The 17409-nt window shown below is 38.2% G+C and carries 25 protein-coding genes and 3 tRNA genes; 21 read left to right on the top strand and 7 right to left on the bottom strand.

The window, feature by feature from the left end; genetic code table 11:
• From Ga0466249_RS22950 to Ga0466249_RS22960, 3 genes are all read left to right on the top strand, one after another.
• Nucleotides 1–75: transfer RNA gene (locus Ga0466249_RS22950), tRNA-Gly, on the top strand.
• A gap of 3 nt (nucleotides 76–78) precedes the next feature.
• Nucleotides 79–153: transfer RNA gene (locus Ga0466249_RS22955), tRNA-Cys, on the top strand.
• 16 nt (nucleotides 154–169) lie between these two features.
• A tRNA-Leu gene (locus tag Ga0466249_RS22960) sits at nucleotides 170–258 on the top strand.
• On the opposite strand, the gene Ga0466249_RS22965 is transcribed toward Ga0466249_RS22960, so the two are convergent.
• The 4 genes from Ga0466249_RS22965 to Ga0466249_RS22980 all read right to left on the bottom strand — a co-directional run bounded on the left by Ga0466249_RS22965 (nucleotide 224) and on the right by Ga0466249_RS22980 (nucleotide 3227).
• Nucleotides 224–1744 carry a recombinase family protein gene (locus Ga0466249_RS22965; RefSeq protein WP_215831833.1) on the bottom strand — a complete coding sequence of 507 codons (1521 nt, stop codon included), beginning with the start codon at nucleotides 1742–1744 and terminating at the stop codon, nucleotides 224–226. The two genes, Ga0466249_RS22960 and Ga0466249_RS22965, sit on opposite strands and share 35 nt — an antisense overlap.
• Before the next feature lie 102 nt (nucleotides 1745–1846).
• On the bottom strand, nucleotides 1847–2281 hold the full coding sequence (locus Ga0466249_RS22970) for an ImmA/IrrE family metallo-endopeptidase (protein WP_215831834.1): 435 nt from the start codon (nucleotides 2279–2281) through the stop codon (nucleotides 1847–1849).
• A 24-nt stretch (nucleotides 2282–2305) separates the two neighbouring features.
• Complete coding sequence (locus tag Ga0466249_RS22975) at nucleotides 2306–2758, bottom strand: helix-turn-helix domain-containing protein (protein ID WP_215831835.1); 453 nt, start codon at nucleotides 2756–2758, stop codon at nucleotides 2306–2308.
• A gap of 223 nt (nucleotides 2759–2981) precedes the next feature.
• Complete coding sequence (locus Ga0466249_RS22980; RefSeq protein ID WP_215831836.1) at nucleotides 2982–3227, bottom strand: hypothetical protein; 246 nt, start codon at nucleotides 3225–3227, stop codon at nucleotides 2982–2984.
• A 77-nt stretch (nucleotides 3228–3304) separates the two neighbouring features.
• Here Ga0466249_RS22980 and Ga0466249_RS22985 point away from each other — a divergent pair, with 77 nt between their 5' ends.
• Entirely contained in the window at nucleotides 3305–3535 is a 231-nt protein-coding gene (locus tag Ga0466249_RS22985; protein WP_215831837.1) for a hypothetical protein, read from the top strand.
• Here the strand turns inward: Ga0466249_RS22985 and Ga0466249_RS22990 are convergent.
• Nucleotides 3514–3741: a YozE family protein gene (locus tag Ga0466249_RS22990; RefSeq protein WP_215831838.1), complete on the bottom strand. Its 228-nt coding sequence runs from the start codon at nucleotides 3739–3741 to the stop codon at nucleotides 3514–3516. The two genes, Ga0466249_RS22985 and Ga0466249_RS22990, sit on opposite strands and share 22 nt — an antisense overlap.
• Before the next feature lie 126 nt (nucleotides 3742–3867).
• Here Ga0466249_RS22990 and Ga0466249_RS22995 point away from each other — a divergent pair, with 126 nt between their 5' ends.
• From Ga0466249_RS22995 to Ga0466249_RS27340, 11 genes are all read left to right on the top strand, one after another.
• On the top strand, nucleotides 3868–4008 hold the full coding sequence (locus tag Ga0466249_RS22995) for a hypothetical protein (RefSeq protein WP_215831839.1): 141 nt from the start codon (nucleotides 3868–3870) through the stop codon (nucleotides 4006–4008).
• A gap of 120 nt (nucleotides 4009–4128) precedes the next feature.
• Nucleotides 4129–4437 (top strand): hypothetical protein, encoded by a 309-nt coding sequence (locus tag Ga0466249_RS23000; RefSeq protein ID WP_215831840.1) that lies wholly within the window; start codon nucleotides 4129–4131, stop codon nucleotides 4435–4437.
• 135 nt (nucleotides 4438–4572) lie between these two features.
• Nucleotides 4573–5901, top strand: a complete 1329-nt coding sequence (locus Ga0466249_RS23005) for an AAA family ATPase (protein ID WP_215831841.1) — start codon at nucleotides 4573–4575, stop codon at nucleotides 5899–5901.
• The gene (locus Ga0466249_RS23010) at nucleotides 5898–6104 is read left to right on the top strand and encodes a hypothetical protein (protein WP_215831842.1); all 207 of its coding nucleotides are present in this window, start codon (nucleotides 5898–5900) and stop codon (nucleotides 6102–6104) included. The genes Ga0466249_RS23005 and Ga0466249_RS23010 overlap by 4 nt, the downstream gene beginning before the upstream one ends.
• A complete protein-coding gene (locus Ga0466249_RS23015; protein ID WP_215831843.1) occupies nucleotides 6097–6759 on the top strand; it encodes a recombinase family protein in 663 nt (220 codons plus the stop codon). Before Ga0466249_RS23010 ends, Ga0466249_RS23015 begins: the two co-directional genes overlap by 8 nt.
• Nucleotides 6749–7249, top strand: a complete 501-nt coding sequence (locus Ga0466249_RS23020) for an HD domain-containing protein (RefSeq protein WP_215831844.1) — start codon at nucleotides 6749–6751, stop codon at nucleotides 7247–7249. Before Ga0466249_RS23015 ends, Ga0466249_RS23020 begins: the two co-directional genes overlap by 11 nt.
• A 235-nt stretch (nucleotides 7250–7484) precedes the next feature.
• Entirely contained in the window at nucleotides 7485–8297 is an 813-nt protein-coding gene (locus Ga0466249_RS23025; RefSeq protein ID WP_215831845.1) for a PD-(D/E)XK nuclease-like domain-containing protein, read from the top strand.
• Between the two features lie 318 nt (nucleotides 8298–8615).
• Nucleotides 8616–9176, top strand: coding sequence for a hypothetical protein (locus Ga0466249_RS23030; protein WP_215831846.1), 561 nt, complete (start codon nucleotides 8616–8618; stop codon nucleotides 9174–9176).
• 351 nt (nucleotides 9177–9527) lie between these two features.
• A complete protein-coding gene (locus Ga0466249_RS23035) occupies nucleotides 9528–9881 on the top strand; it encodes a hypothetical protein (protein ID WP_215831847.1) in 354 nt (117 codons plus the stop codon).
• 325 nt (nucleotides 9882–10206) lie between these two features.
• Nucleotides 10207–10899: a TerC family protein gene (locus Ga0466249_RS23040; protein ID WP_215831848.1), complete on the top strand. Its 693-nt coding sequence runs from the start codon at nucleotides 10207–10209 to the stop codon at nucleotides 10897–10899.
• Nucleotides 10900–11448: 549 nt separating this feature from the next.
• Entirely contained in the window at nucleotides 11449–11571 is a 123-nt protein-coding gene (locus Ga0466249_RS27340) for a hypothetical protein (RefSeq protein ID WP_281422697.1), read from the top strand.
• A gap of 394 nt (nucleotides 11572–11965) precedes the next feature.
• Here the strand turns inward: Ga0466249_RS27340 and Ga0466249_RS23045 are convergent, their stop codons facing one another.
• On the bottom strand, nucleotides 11966–12916 hold the full coding sequence (locus Ga0466249_RS23045; RefSeq protein WP_215831875.1) for a tripartite tricarboxylate transporter substrate binding protein: 951 nt from the start codon (nucleotides 12914–12916) through the stop codon (nucleotides 11966–11968).
• Nucleotides 12917–13365: 449 nt separating this feature from the next.
• Here Ga0466249_RS23045 and Ga0466249_RS23050 point away from each other — a divergent pair, with 449 nt between their 5' ends.
• On the top strand, nucleotides 13366–13980 hold the full coding sequence (locus tag Ga0466249_RS23050) for a hypothetical protein (RefSeq protein ID WP_215831849.1): 615 nt from the start codon (nucleotides 13366–13368) through the stop codon (nucleotides 13978–13980).
• 37 nt (nucleotides 13981–14017) lie between these two features.
• On the top strand, nucleotides 14018–14314 hold the full coding sequence (locus Ga0466249_RS23055) for a hypothetical protein (protein WP_215831850.1): 297 nt from the start codon (nucleotides 14018–14020) through the stop codon (nucleotides 14312–14314).
• Between the two features lie 171 nt (nucleotides 14315–14485).
• Here the strand turns inward: Ga0466249_RS23055 and Ga0466249_RS23060 are convergent, their stop codons facing one another.
• Nucleotides 14486–15214, bottom strand: a complete 729-nt coding sequence (locus Ga0466249_RS23060; RefSeq protein WP_215831851.1) for a hypothetical protein — start codon at nucleotides 15212–15214, stop codon at nucleotides 14486–14488.
• 465 nt (nucleotides 15215–15679) lie between these two features.
• Between Ga0466249_RS23060 and Ga0466249_RS27610 the strand changes: the two genes are divergently transcribed.
• The 4 genes from Ga0466249_RS27610 to Ga0466249_RS23080 all read left to right on the top strand — a co-directional run bounded on the left by Ga0466249_RS27610 (nucleotide 15680) and on the right by Ga0466249_RS23080 (nucleotide 17337).
• A complete protein-coding gene (locus Ga0466249_RS27610) occupies nucleotides 15680–15973 on the top strand; it encodes a DNA methyltransferase (RefSeq protein WP_215831852.1) in 294 nt (97 codons plus the stop codon).
• 127 nt (nucleotides 15974–16100) lie between these two features.
• On the top strand, nucleotides 16101–16607 hold the full coding sequence (locus Ga0466249_RS23070) for a PH domain-containing protein (RefSeq protein ID WP_215831853.1): 507 nt from the start codon (nucleotides 16101–16103) through the stop codon (nucleotides 16605–16607).
• 147 nt (nucleotides 16608–16754) lie between these two features.
• Nucleotides 16755–16955: a hypothetical protein gene (locus Ga0466249_RS23075; protein WP_215831854.1), complete on the top strand. Its 201-nt coding sequence runs from the start codon at nucleotides 16755–16757 to the stop codon at nucleotides 16953–16955.
• Between the two features lie 184 nt (nucleotides 16956–17139).
• Complete coding sequence (locus Ga0466249_RS23080; protein WP_215831855.1) at nucleotides 17140–17337, top strand: FxLYD domain-containing protein; 198 nt, start codon at nucleotides 17140–17142, stop codon at nucleotides 17335–17337.
• Nucleotides 17338–17409 lie beyond the last annotated feature (72 nt).

Below are 17409 nucleotides of genomic sequence, written 5' to 3' on the forward strand. Positions count from 1 at the left end.
GCGGAAGTAGCTCAGTGGTAGAGCATCGCCTTGCCAAGGCGAGGGTCGCGAGTTCGAATCTCGTCTTCCGCTCCATATGGCGGCATAGCCAAGTGGTAAGGCAGAGGTCTGCAAAACCTCTATTCCCCAGTTCAAATCTGGGTGCCGCCTCCATCGCTTTACACCTCATGCCGGGGTGGCGGAACTGGCAGACGCAAGGGACTTAAAATCCCTCGGTGGGTAACTACCGTACCGGTTCGATTCCGGTCCTCGGCACCAATTCTAAACAAACTATCTTAAGTTGGATTACTACAGAGTAATCTGGATTTACGACAATTTTATTTACTACGTTTTGCAGCATGGCCCGGATTCTATCCGGGTCTTTCTGTTTTATGGCTAAAGACCAATCCTGAATTACTTCGCGAATCATGGATTCAGGTATTGTAATATTTTCAGTTTGTATACAGGTAGATACTAATTCTTCACGAACAGCTGTAATACGGTCTTTTGTTTGTTGCATACGTTCTTTATCATAAGCATCAAGCTTTTTACCAGTCTCTATTGAGTTATAAAAACTATCTAATCTATTTAACAAATTCTTTTCTTCGGCCTGCAGTTTATCAATCAGTGAATGGTTTCTATTGATTTGTTCATTTACTTGTTTATTTAAATCTTTGATTAAAATAGGAAATGCCTTGGGGTTTAGTAAACGTTCCCATACTTCAGCTAAAACTAAGTTTTCTAATTGATCTTTCGGTATCATCGGAGTGGGGCATTTCCCCGCATCGGCATGTCTTTCTTTTTTATTACAACGATAATAAAAGTACTGACCGTTTTTGACCTTCGTGCCAATCATTTTACTTCCGCAATAGGAGCAGGTAGCTAGACCGGCTAGTAAATACGTTGTTGTTGATTCGTGGTATCGTCTTCCTGCGTTTTTTCTTTGATTCATAATATCTTGTACCCTCCTAAAGGTTTCGTTGTCTATAATTGCGGGGAGAGCATTTTCTTGTCGGATCAGCTTATCATTATTAATGCTTTGCATACTTCGGTTACCATCAATATCACGCTGTACCTTCCCGTAAACATATACACCAATATATTTTTCGTTTTTTAGTAGATCATGTAGTGAGTTTTTACCAAAATAACGGCCACGACGAGTTTTGAAGCCATGTGTAGTTAGCCAGTCGCAAATTGCACTATAGCCAGCTCCCTGTAAGAACGTTTCGAATATCGTTTTTACGGCTAAGGATTCCTGTTCGTTGATTACATATTTTTTATTTTTGACAGAATAGCCAAAAGGAGGAGTTCCACCATTAAATTCTGCACGATTCGCTTTCATAGTTAGTACCTTCATAGTTTCTCGTGCTAAATTCCGACTGTAATAAGCGGAAACACCAACGATCATGTTCTCCATCATTTGACCTTCGGGAGTATTATCAAAATTTTGCTCTGCATATTCAATTCGGACATGATTTTTTTGTAACTGTTTTTTATGAAAATAGTAATCATATTCGTTTCTAGCATTACGGTCGATTTTATGGAAAATTACAACGTCAAATAACTGCTTTTTTGCATCGGCCAACATTTGTTGGTAAGCCGGCCGATCATCAAAGCGGCCTGATTCGGCGCGATCTATATATTCATTTGTGATGATATAGCCTTTGCGGTTAGCGTATGCCCGGCAGGCTGCTAACTGAGCTTCGATACTGGTGTCATGCTGCTTGTCGGAAGAGTACCGTGCAGAAATTACAGCTTTGATCATTTCAGTTCACCCCTAGTATTTAAATAAGTATATTTTTAACACGACTGTCCTTTGGATGGATCGTGTTTTTTTTATTTTACAAACATATGTTCTCGAATGAAATTAAAAAAAATTAGGCTCTGTTTTCTTTAAGCATAAAAGTTTTTCAGGGATGCCGTACCTCTTAGCAATAGTACTTAAAGTACACTCGGAATATTCGCGAAGCAGTTTATCGGGAAGTAAGAATTCTACTGCAAAAGTATTTGCTTCGCGTTCAATTTTAGAAGTCGAAAATAATGTGTAACGTTTCAAAAACGGAGTATTTACATTAGGGTGTTGGATAACATGTCCCAGTTCATGGGCACAAGTAAAAATGCTTTCAGCTTCTTCAAGTTGCTGATTAATATGAATAAATTTAATTCTAAAATCTTTAGTGAAATAGCCCATCGTGTTTCCTAAGTTTTCATATCTAATAGTAACGTTTAATTTTTTCGCCAGTGTGAAGGGACAGTTAGTGTTATATTTTTTCATTAGATTTTCAACAATATCTTTTATCATTTTTCCGGAACTCCTCCCGTGAGGCTATTTCCTATATTTTTTTGGAGTGAATTTTTGTTTTGCCATTTGTTTTGCTAATTTCATCGTGTTTTCTAATGAAATGCGAAGAAGTTCTTTATCCTCATCTGTCATAGGTTCTTCTCCGTCGTAGTAAGCAAGAGCATTGTTGCCAGGCATAAGATCATTTAATACAGCTTCTAGCCGTTTTTGTATACTGCGTTCATCTTTGGCAGTGAGGGTAGGCATTTTAGAGGAAGAAGAAGTTGAATTTTGATCTGTTTCATCAATCCCGAGAATTTGAAGAGGTGATATTTCCAAAGCTTTTGCTAATAGAGCGATTTTATCCCTTTTCATATTATCAATATCGCCAGATTCCCATCGTGATATGGTGGCTTCACTAACTCCTACCTTTTTTGAAAGGTCAAGCATTGTTAATCCCAACTTTAAACGTTTTTCTTTCAAATACGATTTATTCACTACACGCACCTCATTGTTCTTAACTTATGCTATTATTTTACATTATGTCTTGCGCTTTTGCAATATTTTTTATAAATAACAGGCAAAAACTTGCATAAACGTATTGACTGCTAAAAACATGTCAGCTGTATTTTAGGTGACGTAAGAGACATAGTAAATAAACCATTTCGCACGGTTTTTGAAACCGTGCGAAATAAAATTGTGTGCCCAGCAGATGATCAAATCAAGGTTTAATTTCTTTTAAAATTGGAATTTCAATTTTTCCTCGCTCTTTTAATTCTTTGAAAAAATCAATGAATTCCTCGTAGTTATAGTAATAGCGATAGTAGACATCACCTACTTCGTCCTTATCAGTTATTTCACTGGCAGTTTTGGCGACAGCCAGATCATAAGCTAACTTATCAAGTGGAATCGGATAGTTTTCAGGAAAGCCTATTGTTTTTGTAACGGTGTCTTTTGAAGTTCTCATACTAGCTCCTTTGTTACTGGGCACAAAAACTATATTCAATAAATTAACAACATTTTCCTATAAAGGAGGTAAAAACCATGGCAGAGCAAAAAAATACCGTCGCTGCTGAAGACAGGGACGGAGAAGTAAACCTTAGTCAATTAAAAACGCTTGATTTACTTAACGAATTATCAAATCGGCAAGGCATTGAAAAAGCTTACATAGGGCTTTTTCAACCTTACGAATTAAAAAGAAAGTTTAACGATGATCGTAGTCGCGTTGAAGCGGATTATATCTTGATTGTACGTCAAGAAGGACTCTCGGAATAATATTTCCAGACACTTTTAAACACATCTATTACAGTATCGTTTTCTGAACGGTTTTTAATATAATTCAACAACTTTTTGTAATCATTGGTATCCGGAAAATTTTCATCATCCCTGATATCCCGAGCCAAATCACCGATAGGAAGATCAACATCTTGAAAATATGATATCCAAATATTAAACTTCATAGCTTTACCCACATTTTTCATATTATCACTCCCTTTTAACAAGGGACTTCGACAAAGCCCATTAATTTCCTGTTTAACCGATTTAAGTAAACCTTACATGCTTCCAGTACAAATTTTAAATTTCTGCATAGAAGGGAGGTGAATAACATGCCTGTATTAGACCATCAAATCAACAATGTCCGGTATTATTCAGGCAAGATCAAGCAAGCGAAACCATGGCATGTAAGACACGCTTTAAAAATATGGGCGGCTGTGTATGCGGCGCTGATTGTATGGTCACAACAATGAGAGGAGGCGAGTAAGCTGTTAGAACGCATAAAAGAGAATCGCCTGTGCTACCAACACAGACGATTCAGGGACATGTAAAACTATTCAATTCGATTATATCACATCAAGAAAGGGGCTGCCATGTTAAACGCAGATATTTCAAACCATCTGTTCAGATTACTGCATGACCAGGATTATCGCAGCGGGTACGCTTATGCAATTGATCGTGATTTCATATTCGACTTGTTTTCACCGGCTGAGTTAATTCAGTTGTCCGTGATTTATCATGCGCTTCAAAAATCACATGCAGACGGCATTGCGTACTATTGTTGGGAACTCGCTTGTCGGAAAGAAGGTGTTTCGTTTGAAAGTTGTCCGAGCTACCGTAAGACAGGCCAAAAGGTTACGCCGCCAACGTTGGCTAGAAATCGGGCGAGTCGTCTTAATTAACGGGGTAATTGAGATCTACATGGTCCAGCGAAGACATTGGAAATTGAGAAAGCAGTCTTAATTTTTTTTGGCACGGGGCCGAAACTTCCCAATCTATGATATGCGGATGCAAATAAAAATATACGGAGGTAGCGAATGAAAATTATAAAATTCAGAGCTGAAAATTTTCAGAAGCTGAAAGTTGTTGAAATAACGCCGGACGATAACGTGGTTACGATTGCTGGAAAATGTGAGCAAGGAAAGACCACTATATTAGATGCGATTCATGCGGCCTTGGGCGGCGGTAAGATGCCAGAGCAGCCAATTAGAACAGGTGAGAAAAAAGCCAGTGTAGTTGTGGATCTGGGCGAAATGATTGTCACGCGGACATTTACACCGTCAGGTACGGCTTTAAAGATCGAGAATAAGGACGGTTTTAAGGCCTCAAAGCCACAAGATTTATTGGACAAGATTGTTGGAAAGTTGGCATTTGACCCTTTGGAGTTTGCACGATCAGACAGTAAGAAACAGGTTGAAATGTTGTTGAGCGTGGTTGACTTGCAGGTGGACCCCGCTAAATTACAAAAAATTTCGGGTGTCGTTGTTGATAAGGTGGACGAAAATCCACTCACTACATTAAACAATGTTTACGCCGAGGTTATGGAAAACCGTAAGCTCACCAACAGGCAACTAGATTCAGCAAAGAAAGTGCTTGCTAGTCTGCCGGAAGTAAGTGAGATTAAGGCCGTTAGTGTTTCGGAGTTAGTTGCTGAAAAGGATAAGCTACAAAAAGTAATTCGTAGTAATAACGATAAACGTGCTGATATAGAGAAACAGCAACAATTTTTAGCTGAGAAAGAAAAACAGCGGGATAACGTTGCTAAAGAAATTGAAGAACTTGAAAAACAATTAGCAGCCAAACGAGAACAGCTTACCATTATGACTCAGGTCGTTATTAAAACAAATCAAGAATTAGGACGTATGCAAGCGGATGTTGCGAAGTTAATTGATCCAGATTTAACTGCTATCAACACCAAAATAGCTAACGCTGACAAAACCAACAAGCAGGCCCAGCAGTACATTGATCGCCAAGCCAAACAGGCCGAATTAGATAAATATCAGGCCGAGTCCGACGATTACACTAAAAAATTAAAATCAATTACTGATTATAAAGCTGAAATTGTTTCGAAAACGAAATTCCCTGTTCCTGGTCTAGACTTTGCCAATGGCGGTGTAACATATGAAAAATTGCCATTCAAGCAGGCCAGCGGATCGCAAACTCTGAAGGTTTCCACGGCAATTGGCATGGCGCTGAATCCGAAATTACGAGTTATGTTGATTGATGGTGCTGAGTCGCTGGATAGCAAGCAGATGGCGATTATTTCAGAAATGGCAAGTAGTGAGGATTATCAATTGTGGTTGACTCGCGTGTCTGAGGACGAAAAGGTCGGAATTTACATTGAAGGCGGCGAGATTAAGAAATGACGGTTGAAATGATTCGCGCATTAAGGAATAAAGTGGGATCTGGAATGATGGATTGCAAAAAAGCTTTAGAGTATTCCAAAGGAGATTTTGATCTTGCAATTGCATATTTGGAAGCGAAAAGTCTAGCGGTTGCAACACCAAGAGCAACTTTTGATGAAAGAGTAAAAATGTTTTACAAACGGAGGAAATCGAATAATGGCTGAAACAGACGAAATCGAAACGGATAATTTTTTTGATGAACCGAAAGAAACGGCACTGGCTGAATCGCCAGAAAGTAAAATTGCTCTACCTGGTACTTTAGGCCAAATGCAGACAGCAGCTGAGTTTCTTTCAAAATCAACAATTATTCCTGCAGTGTACCAGAATAAACCGTCAAACTGCTTTGTAGCCTTAGAGTTTGCCCAGCGGATCGGCTGCAATGCCATGATGGTCATGCAGAACCTTGATATCATTCAGGGCAAACCAAGCTGGTCAAGTAAATTTATGATCGCAGTTGCAAATGATTGCGGTAAATATACGCCAATCCGTTATGAAATGTCAGGTACCGAAGGTGAGGATGATTGGGGCTGCAGGGCTTACATGACTGAAATAGCCACTGGCGAAAAGCTGGAAGGCGTAAAAGTAACTATGAAGATGGCTAAAGATGAAGGTTGGTATGACAAACGGGGCAGTAAGTGGAAAACCATGCCAGAGTTGATGATGAGATATCGTGCAGCGGCGTTCCTGATTCGGACATATGCGCCTGAGCTCACGATGGGGTTACATACCGTTGAGGAACGAGAAGACATGATCAATGTAACGCCTCCACGTGAGGAATCGGCAGCGGAGAAGGCTTGGAGGGAACAAAATGAAAAATAAATTTCTGGAATTGTTGGGCACCGTCAAACGCCCTGGAATAAATGAGTTAACAGATTGGCTCAAGAATAAAAGCGACTTCTTCACGGCGCCAGCCAGTACGGGATATCACGGAGCGCAGGAAGGCGGCTTGCTGGAACATTCGCTCGCTGTTTATAATTGCCTGACAATGGTAGTTAGTCATTTTAAAATCGGTGTTAATCCCGAATCGTTCATATTAACCGGATTACTTCACGACATTTGCAAAACCAATTTTTATAAAACGGAAAAGCGTTGGCGTAAAGATGAAAGCAACAAATGGGAGCAATACGACACTTATGCAATTGAAGACCAGTTCCCTTTTGGCCACGGCGAAAAATCCGTTTACATCATCGAACAATTTATGCGCCTGTCAGTAGAGGAAGCCATGGCAATCCGTTGGCACATGGGCCCTTGGAACGCAGAGAGCTACGCAGATAGGCAGACTTTGAACGCCGCAATGGACACCCGCTGATTTTAGCCTTGCAGATGGCTGACCAGGCGGCGACGTATTGGGATAAAAAGTGAGGTAACGAAATGAACGAAGATAAATTTTGCCCACTAAAACAAGAAGCTCTTGATTGCTTGCGAGCATGCGACAAAGAAAAATGTGCGTGGTTTGATACATCATTCGATGCTTGTTCAATAAAAAACGTAGCTGGATTTCTTAGTATGATAACCGACGCGCTCGAAAGGAGAAATCAATACTTATGATTCTGACACACGAAAATTACCACTCGAAAGAAGCCAATATCGAATATATGGGGGTTTCTCAGTATAAATCATTCAGAAAGTGCGAAGCCGACACCATGCACTGGCTAACCACCGGAAATCAAGAAGATACTGACGCTCTAATGGTCGGAAAATACGTTCATAAATGGTCTGAAGGGCCCGAAGCATTTGAACAGTTTAAAGCCGATAACAGCGGCTACATTTACAACAAAAAAGGCGAACCATACAAATCATTTATAAAAGCCGACGAAATGATTAACTGCTTAAAGTCAGACGACAAAGTGAAATTTTATTTGCAGGGATCCAAAGAAGTAATTCTCACCGCTGAACTCTTCGGCACTCCTTGGAAAATTATGATTGATGTGGATAACGATAAATTAAATTATTTGCTGGACCTTAAAACAACAAAATCGATCAGTGAATGGGGCTGGGTTTGGTCGCCAGATGAATCACGGAATATCAAGGTGCCATTTATTGAGGAATGGCAATATCTAATTCAAGCGGCGGTTTACTCCGAGGTTGAACGAATCGCAAGGGACCGCGATAAACCAAAAGACTTCTATATGATTGCTGTTTCAAAAGAAAAAATTCCAGATCATGCAATTATTGATTTAACCGATCCGGTGCGAATGGAAGCCGAGCTCCTAAAAATCAAAGAAAATTTGCCACACATTTTAAAGGTAAAATCTGGTGAAATAGAGCCGGCACGATGCGAGCATTGCGATTACTGCCGGTCTACAAAAAAGGTGGACAAGATCATTCATTATACGGAGTTACGAGAAGCTTGGTGATAATCAATGAACGAATGGGAATGTCCTGATAATTGCAAGAGGATACCTTGCTTTGAGAGTGGACACATGGGCGAAATGGATTTTATAAAAGGTTATGAATGCCCGGATGATTTGGGACCTGACGAACCGTGCCCGTTAGGAGTATTACTTGATAAACGAAACTTAAAGGGAGGTGGCTCTTATAGGCGGCGTATTTGTTGTTTGGCAGGTAGGTGCTGCTGTTGCGCGTGTCCTGGGGGGGCGTAATGGATTATATTTAAATCCTTTTTTACCTTCTTAAAATCACACTGGCAAGCTATTGTTAAAATTATCTTGCTTGTGATTTTGTTTTATTTTATTTATCGTGGGTTCCTAGCTGTTAAACAGGATTACGAAAATTTCAAAGACGAGATACGAAATAAGACAGCGCAGACCAATACCGTTGTTCAGCAGCCGACGATTATTCAGGTGCAAGGCACAGACACAACGACAACTCAAATTCAGTATGTTGATAAGCCGTTTTTAGTTTATACAGACCCAACGACTGGCCAGACTGTTGAAAAAGTTGATCCAACCGATGTAAGGCTGAACGCTGATCCGGCAAAAGTGAACGTGTCTGTTAATGGTAAGCCATACGCATTTGACTTGCTACAGGGTGAATCGCAGAAGTTCGAAAAGGGCCAGGTGACACTTGACCAAAGCAGCACAATTGATTTTAAAATGGACGTGCAGCCGACGATTATAGATAACACTGCATCCGGTGGGATTGATGTTTATGCAGGCAATAAGGATATTGGTATAGGAGTCCGGCACAACCGTGTAGGTATTGACGCCGGATGGAATCACAAAGATAAAGATATGGAATATCGTCTGCGTTGGGAAGCGATTAAGTTTAAGTAAAAAATAGGCGCCATTTTAACGACGAATCCCGCTCTTAGCGCATGCTAGGGGCGGGATTTTTTTTGTTGGTAAAATCACGTAAAAGTGTCACTTTACTTTCATAGGTATGTTTGAAAGCTTATTCTCCGGCAGGTGCTGGGGGATGGGCCTTATTTTGTTTTGGATGTGTATTTATAAGAAATAGCTTTTAATCAGATATAAAAAGGAACTGATTAATTAGTCATAATTTTGTCATATTCTCATGGTATTGTTTAGATAAGGAGGTACAAATTGAAAAGGCCAAATAAAATGCTCAGCAAAAATTACTTAGAGACTAATAAAATATAGAACATAATAAAGGTGGAATATCTTATGAAAAATATAATGAAGAAAATCATGATTTATTCAATGGTAGGTATGATGCAAGTAGGCTTGGGTGCGACTGTAATAGAAGCTTCACCATTACATAATGATGGTCCGCAGATTGTACAATTAGATGATAGACACGGCCATGATAATGATAGGCAGCGTGAGCATGATGAACGGCTACGCCAAGAAAATGAACGGCACGAGCAAGAAATGCGGCGGCATGATCATGAAAGCAGAAGAGAATGGCATGAACGTCAGCGCCAGGAAAAGGAAAGACATGAGCGGCATCTTCAGCAGGAAAAAGAAAGACACGACCGAGAAATGCAACAACACGGTCATGAGCATTGGGAAGCTTAAAACGATCAGCAATGGTTAAAAGATCGACATGAAAGGGTTGATCATTAAATTGAGGTAGATTTACTAATTGTAGTTGGTGTAAGATTATTATTTTGACTTTAGTACTTTTTTGCTTTATAATATTGTTCCAAAGGGGAGTAACTTTCAGGGAAACTTGAAGTTGAGCCGTCAATTCGTGGCTTTTGCCGCCGGTTCTACTGACACATAGGTGTTTAGCCAGACCTTTGCCGTAAGGCAAGGGTCTTTTTGTTATATAAAGGGCAATATAAGTTGTAACAATGTCAGCATTTTGATTTTAATTAACTGAAGAAAGGTGAATTTCATTATGAGTTTTAGCAGTGAATGGGTTATAGCTCTTGGAAGTATTGTTTTTATCAATTTAATTCTCAGTGGTGATAACGCTGTACTTATTGCGTTGGCCGGTAAAAATCTTGCGGAAGAGCAGCGAAGAAAAGCAATTCTTGTCGGAAGCATTGGGGCTGTTGTATTGAGAATCATACTAACTTTTATTGCAGCCTATCTCCTTGATATTCCGTATCTTCAATTTTTTGGAGGCATGGCTCTAATTTGGATAGCAATTAATCTCTGGGGAAAAGGAGATAAAGAAGCGACTAGTCGTGGTACATATGATTTTATACAGGCTATTAAAACAATCTTAGTTGCTGATTTAATTATGAGTTTAGATAATGTATTAGCACTTGCTGCAATATCTCAGACAGTCCCTTCAGGAAAGTATTCATTAATTATTATCGGTTTGGTAACAAGTATTCCTTTGGTCGTCTTTGGTGCACAAGCTTTGATGAAATTAATGGATCGGTATCCAATTATTATAGGCATTGGCGTGGGTGTCTTAGGGTATGCTGCTGCCGAAATGATTATTGGTGATAAAGCTATTGGCCCAATGATTGCGAGTTATAAACTTTTGTTCGAAATAGGCTTGACGTTTTCAGTCATCTTAATTGCATATTGGAAAAAAACAAATAATAAAAAAATAATTAAAATGCGCGATATGCCGTAAAAAATAAAAAAATTCGTCAAGCGCGTGTCAGTAGGAAATTTCATTTTGCAGGAATTCCGACAAAATTCGCGAATGCTTTTACCATGCCATAAATCGGAGGGAACCATGCGGATTAGTTGTACTTGTGGCAACACAGAAACGGTTGTGAATAAAATGGAAAAATTCGAGGTTCGCTTAATCAGGCATTCTGCAGACAGCAAAACTCTGGTAATATCTGTAGTATGCAAGTTATGCGGATACGAATCGGAAAAAATATTAATAGGTAATTGATGCGTAAAGCTCTCAATCGATTTAATTCGGTTGGGGGCTTCATTTTGTTTTATAAGATAGTGGCACTTATGATTTTCTAGCATAGTCTGTAATAACTCAACATTCCCGCAGGTATTTTTTGTTGAGAATTTCCGCCGCAACTAAAACCGAAATCCTCTATCTCGAGTCGTGTCGGGATAGAGGATTAAAAATTTTTCAAGCGGAACCTATACGCATTATATAGCATAAAATATGATGTCCCGATATCCGACTCTTTGTATTAATTTTGGAGGTGCTATTATGGGTTTTGGAGGTCATGGTTTTGGTGGCCGTGGATTCGGCGGCAGCGGGTGCTGTATTATCATCATTATTATTTTGCTCTTGTTCTTTTGTTGCGGAGATAACGACTCAACTAGCTGTTAATTAGAGTTTAATATTTGCCTTTCCTGATTCCATGAAAGCCCCCAACCGTAACCGATTGAGGGCTTTGTCATAAATTCGTCATATTTATATGATATTGTTATAGACAAGCTGATCCGGTCACTTATTGGACGGATACAACATCTCCAACATTTTTCCGAATTGCTCTCTCGTACTCCAGCGAGGGGGCCTTTTTTTATTTCTGGCAGCAACATGGTGAGATAGTGAGATTTTAAGGTTGTTTTTTGTGACTTCTTTATATATATTTATATATTTTTTTTACTAAGAGCAAGTTTATAAAAAAAACTCACTATCTCACCATTGATGGGGTGGAGCACTGACTGCTGGATCACACGTCAATGAAATGTCTGGGGAGGACGTTTTTTGTTGCTTTTATCTATTGTTTTTGAGATTTTATTTGGTCCCAAATACCGGTTTCATGGATAGCCTTATTTAATTCTTGGCTTTCAGCCATCCATTTCGTTTGTGATTCTTCAGGACCTAAATAATCAATATGTAGTCCCAAGTTTTCCATGGATTGTTTAAATTCTGGTTCATTAATAATTGCTTTGAAACTTTCGGCTAACTTGGTTTTGATTTCAATGGGCAATTCCTTTGGTGCCGCGATTCCATACCAATTGCTAAAAACAATATCAAATCCTTGTTCTTTAAATGTCGGTACTTGTGTAAAAAGAGGATCATTAAATCTTTGATTACCAGTTAAAGATAGTGCTTTTAATGTTCCATTTTTAATATGTTCTTTAGCCAATGCAGGGGAAATAAAGGCTATCTGGATATGTCCACCCAATAAAGCGGCAATTGCTTCGCTATTTCCGCGAAAAGGGACTTGTTCAAGTGTAATATTAGCTGCATGAGCAAAAATTTCGCCAGTAACATGGGGGATTGACCCTATTCCTCCATGACCGAATTTTAGTTGTCCTGGGTGCGATTTGGCATATTGAACTAAATCATCTGTTGTTTGCCAAGGCTTTCCAGTCTGAACTACCATCACCAACGGTGCAGATGCGACTTGGACCAATGGATCTAATGCAGTCACATAGTCATATTTGTCGGAGTCACCCAAGGGGTGTAAGAGTATTTCCGTACCTGAAACAGTAATTGTATAGCCATCAGGGTTGGCGTTAACTACTTCATTCCAACCAGTGATTCCTGCACCTCCAGGTCTGTTTACGATAATTATCGATTGACCTAGAATTTGTGTTGCTTTTTTCTCTAGTGATCGAGCTACTAGATCAAGACCACCTCCCGCACTAAATGGTACAATAATGGTAATAGGCTTATTTGGATATTTCTCAACTTTAGGTGTAATGACTGTTGTGCTTTGCATACTTGTACAACCTCCAATCATTATTGAAATAAGCAAAAAGGCTATCAACAAAAATAACGGTTTTTGTCGCACATAAACACCTCCTAAGTTCCAAAATACTACATTTAATAGGAAAATCCTGCAATTAAATGTAAATTGATATACAATATTACGTAATTATGGTAGTTGTTGAATGGTAGAATGACGAAGTGCCTACTCTGACCGCAATGGCTGGGGTAGGCGCTGACTAGGAGTAAATTATTAAAAAAGACATTCTTTTTACAGTTGTAGTTGTATCATGATAAGAATAATTTGAGGTATATTGTTTTGCTAAAAAATACTTCAATTGTCACAATTTGGTCATATGTTTTTGGTATTATGTGATATGTACCTAAAATCAAAGAAGGAATTTACTATTATGGTAGATAATACATAATAGTTATGTCTACGCGGAGGCATTGGAATTAAGCATGAATAATGAGAATGATAATATTCAACAGGATCAATCAAATCCGATTAATATGGATGGTCTACGTCGAGCCGCTCTTGGATCACGAGCCGTATTATCTGACATGAGCGATTTTATTGTGAAAAAGGCTAGAACTGCTTTAGATGATAATGCGTATTCAAGCGCCATATCTGGGATTACGGATACATTAACAGGAAAACGTCTAAGTGAAATGTCCGCCCTTAAAGGTGTTGAACTACAAGATAAGCTAGGAAATATTATCTTTCGAAGTAATATAGTGACAACTGGTGGAAAAATTGCGGGTTGGGTCGAAAAGAATAGCCCAATAGGAACAGCTGGAACTACTCTTTATGGACTTTATAAAGATACTACTAAGTATTCAGGGTTAGATATGGCAATAGCAATGGGTTTAACTGGATTAGCTACGGCAGGAGGTTTAAAAACTGGAAAGATGCTTGATGCAGCAGGTGCAACAACAGCAACTGTGTTAGTTGTGGGTGGGGGTGTAGGTACAGCGATAAATAACGTAACCGATAAAGTGAAAGATAAACTTTGTAATGAGGACGTAAAAGAAGGACGAACTGATCTCTCCTCAACTTCGACTCCAACCACGTAAAAATAGCAATTAAAATTAAGACATAGGAGATCAATAGATGCATACTGTAACCATAGGAAAAGGCTTAAGTAGCTTACCTTGGCAAGTATTTGTGCCGGTAATGTTTGGCTTATCTATAGGCTGTATATATTTTGCAGTAACAATAAAGGGTAAATCTAAAGCATTAAATATTGTATGCTTTTGTACTGCTATTATGACATTTGTTATGGCAATAGAAAGACTGGCAACCAATACAGGTATGCTTACACAATACTTGCCGTTTATAGATCCCATAGAGTTTAGCTTTTTAGGTATAGCACTAATTGTGCTTTTCTTTTTCGTAAAAACACCTTAGCATACGAAGTCCGCATTGCAAACAACTTATTATAAATAATTTATATTTCTACATCACCTTCAATAGGTTTATTCTGGTTGGAGGCTTTTTGTTTTGTACATCAAATATATTGTTTCCAGGCAAAATAATTATAGATTTAAATCTGTTTACAAGGAGGGCTAAAAAGCCATCTTAATTAGCTCGCTTTACCAGAGGGGAAAAACGCCGGCCGTTCCATTCATGCCTTGGTTTTCCTTCTTTATCATATGGTTCTTCAGTTTCAAATCCATAAGAACCATGAAATTTCATTATTCCGTTTTGCACATAAAATGTAAATTGATATGTCCCCCAGTTCGTTTTAGGGCGCTTTGGGACTTTTTCTTCAGTCCAATGACCTTTTACAATACTATACGACTCAAAAGAACCGTCAAAGGAACCTTTGTTGAATTTATAAGTACCACTAACTTTGTTACCATTTACTTCCAATGTAAGATCGAACTCTGTTTTTGTTGTATTTGGTCCGTCAAGATACGTATGATATTGTCCTGCAATATTCCTATGGTTCTCTTTCAACTTTTTCCACGTCTGATGCCTTCCAAACTCCGTTTCTTTTTCATGATCAATCACTAATAGTTCATTACTATAAATATGAATTTCCATATCTACATCCTCAAAAGTTTCGTTATAGGAGGTTTTATCTTTCCCCCTATATATTGAATCATGATCCAATTTTATTTGGGACCACTTTTTTTGACCTATTTTAAAATTAATAAGTTTCAATTTTCCAGTTACTTCTTCAAGCACTCCTTCATATGAATCTTTAATTTTAGTAACTCTTATAATTGTACCTTCTGCACCGTCACCATACCTTTCCCAAGTACCTATAAGTGGATCTTGTCTTTCCAATGAATGTATCAACATATAAAATCACTTCCTGATATCATCTAGATAACATATTATGCTAACATTAATATATAAGTTCCTAAGGCGTTGGAATAAAAAAATGCCGCAGATCATGAGGAGTTAACGCACTTTTTTAGATCGACTTTTTCGCAATGGCGGCCAGTTGATTAACCTTAAACTCGGCTTGTTTTTGGATAGAGAGTTATCTCAAAAACGACCGTTTTAGGAACTATATACCAACCATTTAAATTCTAATGATTTTTTTACTAAATCAGTACCAAAACTATTACCCGAATTAAGGTCCCATTATCATCCTTTTTGGCACTATTACTTCATGCATATTTTATTTTGAAAGAGGGGGCGTACAGCATGATACTTGGATACGCCAGAGTCAGTACATTCGACCAAAGTTTAGATTGGTAAACAGATCAACTGCTTAAAGATGGGGGCGAGCACCTCATAAAGGCTATTTCAGGCACCAATGTGAATACATCATTTGGGGTACAAAAGGAGGCTGTCAAAAAGCTGTGCATAGAGGACCATGGCCAGGGTGCTATAGGTTTCCAATTAAGCAATCAGACAAATTTCATTATGGGTAAGCCTACGCCACTCATGGAAAGGCTTGTGTCAATAGTTCCGGAAGAAAGTATCATTTTAGACCCATTCGCCGGATCGGGCACGACGCTGGTGGCTGCCAAGAATACTGATAGGCAGTTTATCGGGATTGAAAAAGGAAAAGAATATGCTGCAGTTGCAGGAAAACGGTTGAGCGCATAATCGAGGTCCATTCTGGTTGATTGCTGGAATGGACCGCTTTTTATTATACAAATTTATCAACTTAAAAGGTGCTATTTGCTATATATAGAATTACGTAAATATAAAATATTTTTTGAGGTGATATTTGATGGAATTGAAGGATATTTTAAATATAATAATTAGTGTAATAATATCGTTCAGTAGCTTTATTATAAAATCACATAGGGATTCGTCTAAACAAAAGAAAGTATTGGCATCTGCTTTTTTTGCCGAAATTGATAGTTTACAAAAACAATGGGAATGGGGTACACAAGGCGGACTTAAAAAGGTAGAAAATAATGAACCGGTGCCTTTAATATTTAATAGAGTGAGAGAAAATTATTTTACAGTTTATGATAAAAACGCTGATAAGATTGGAATGTTTGATCAAGAATTAGTAAAGGATTTAGTATATCTTTATAATGATGCTAAAGGCTTTCTCGACACAGTTGGAACATGGGAAGAGATGATTAAAAATCCAGATAAAGATAAAGTGGTAAATTTAGAAATAATATTACGTAATTATTATAATATAATGGTTAAACAGCAAAATAACGTATTTGATAAGGCAAATAAAGTTAAGGACCAATTAAAAAGTATTATTGGTAGCAATTGAGTCCTGCCTCTTGGCGGTGTAAAATAAGCCTCGCTGTTTGAGTGAGGCTTTATTATTTTCTGCAATATTTGTATTAATTTGGCAGGAAATCGATAATTTTGCATGAATATTATAAATAAATGTTTTAGTTAACTAAATTTTAAGGGGGTGTTTGTTATTCAGGACTTTTTTGGTTTTTTATTTTTATTGTCTTTATTAATTTTAATTGTTGGTATATTTAAACCGACGGCTGTGATTCGATGGGGAACAGTTCGAAATCGCAAAAGAGTACTATTAACTTATGGTATTACAACCTTTGTGTTGATGATGCTGGTAGGTATTACAGCACCAAAGCCAACAGCAGAGTAGGTAGCCGCTAAAGCACTTACAAAGCAAACTCAGGCACAAGAAGATGCAAAAATTAAAGCTGATAAGCAAGCAAAAGAAGAGGCTGATAAGAAGGCTAAAGCGGATCAGCGAGCAAAAGAAGAAGCTGAAAGAAACAAGCCGAAACTTGAAGTTATTGAACATCATTCGGAAAATGGATATATAGTTGGTACAGCAAGAAACAATACAGATAAGAAATACGGTTATGCGCAAGTATCTATTAGTTGATGATGACGGGAACCAAGTTGGTAGCACTTTAGCAAACGTAAATAATTTAGAGCCTCATGGACAATGGAAATTCAAAGCGGTAGTGTTAAATGACAATGTTAAAAAATATAAAATTGCAGAAATAAATGGTTTCTAAAAAAATATGTTATCTGAAATAAAAGGCCTCCAACTATTTTGCTGGAGGCTTTGAAATTATTATATGTTCTAG

This window comes from Pelorhabdus rhamnosifermentans (genome assembly GCF_018835585.1).
GTDB classification, from domain to species: Bacteria; Bacillota; Negativicutes; order UMGS1260; family UMGS1260; genus Pelorhabdus; species Pelorhabdus rhamnosifermentans.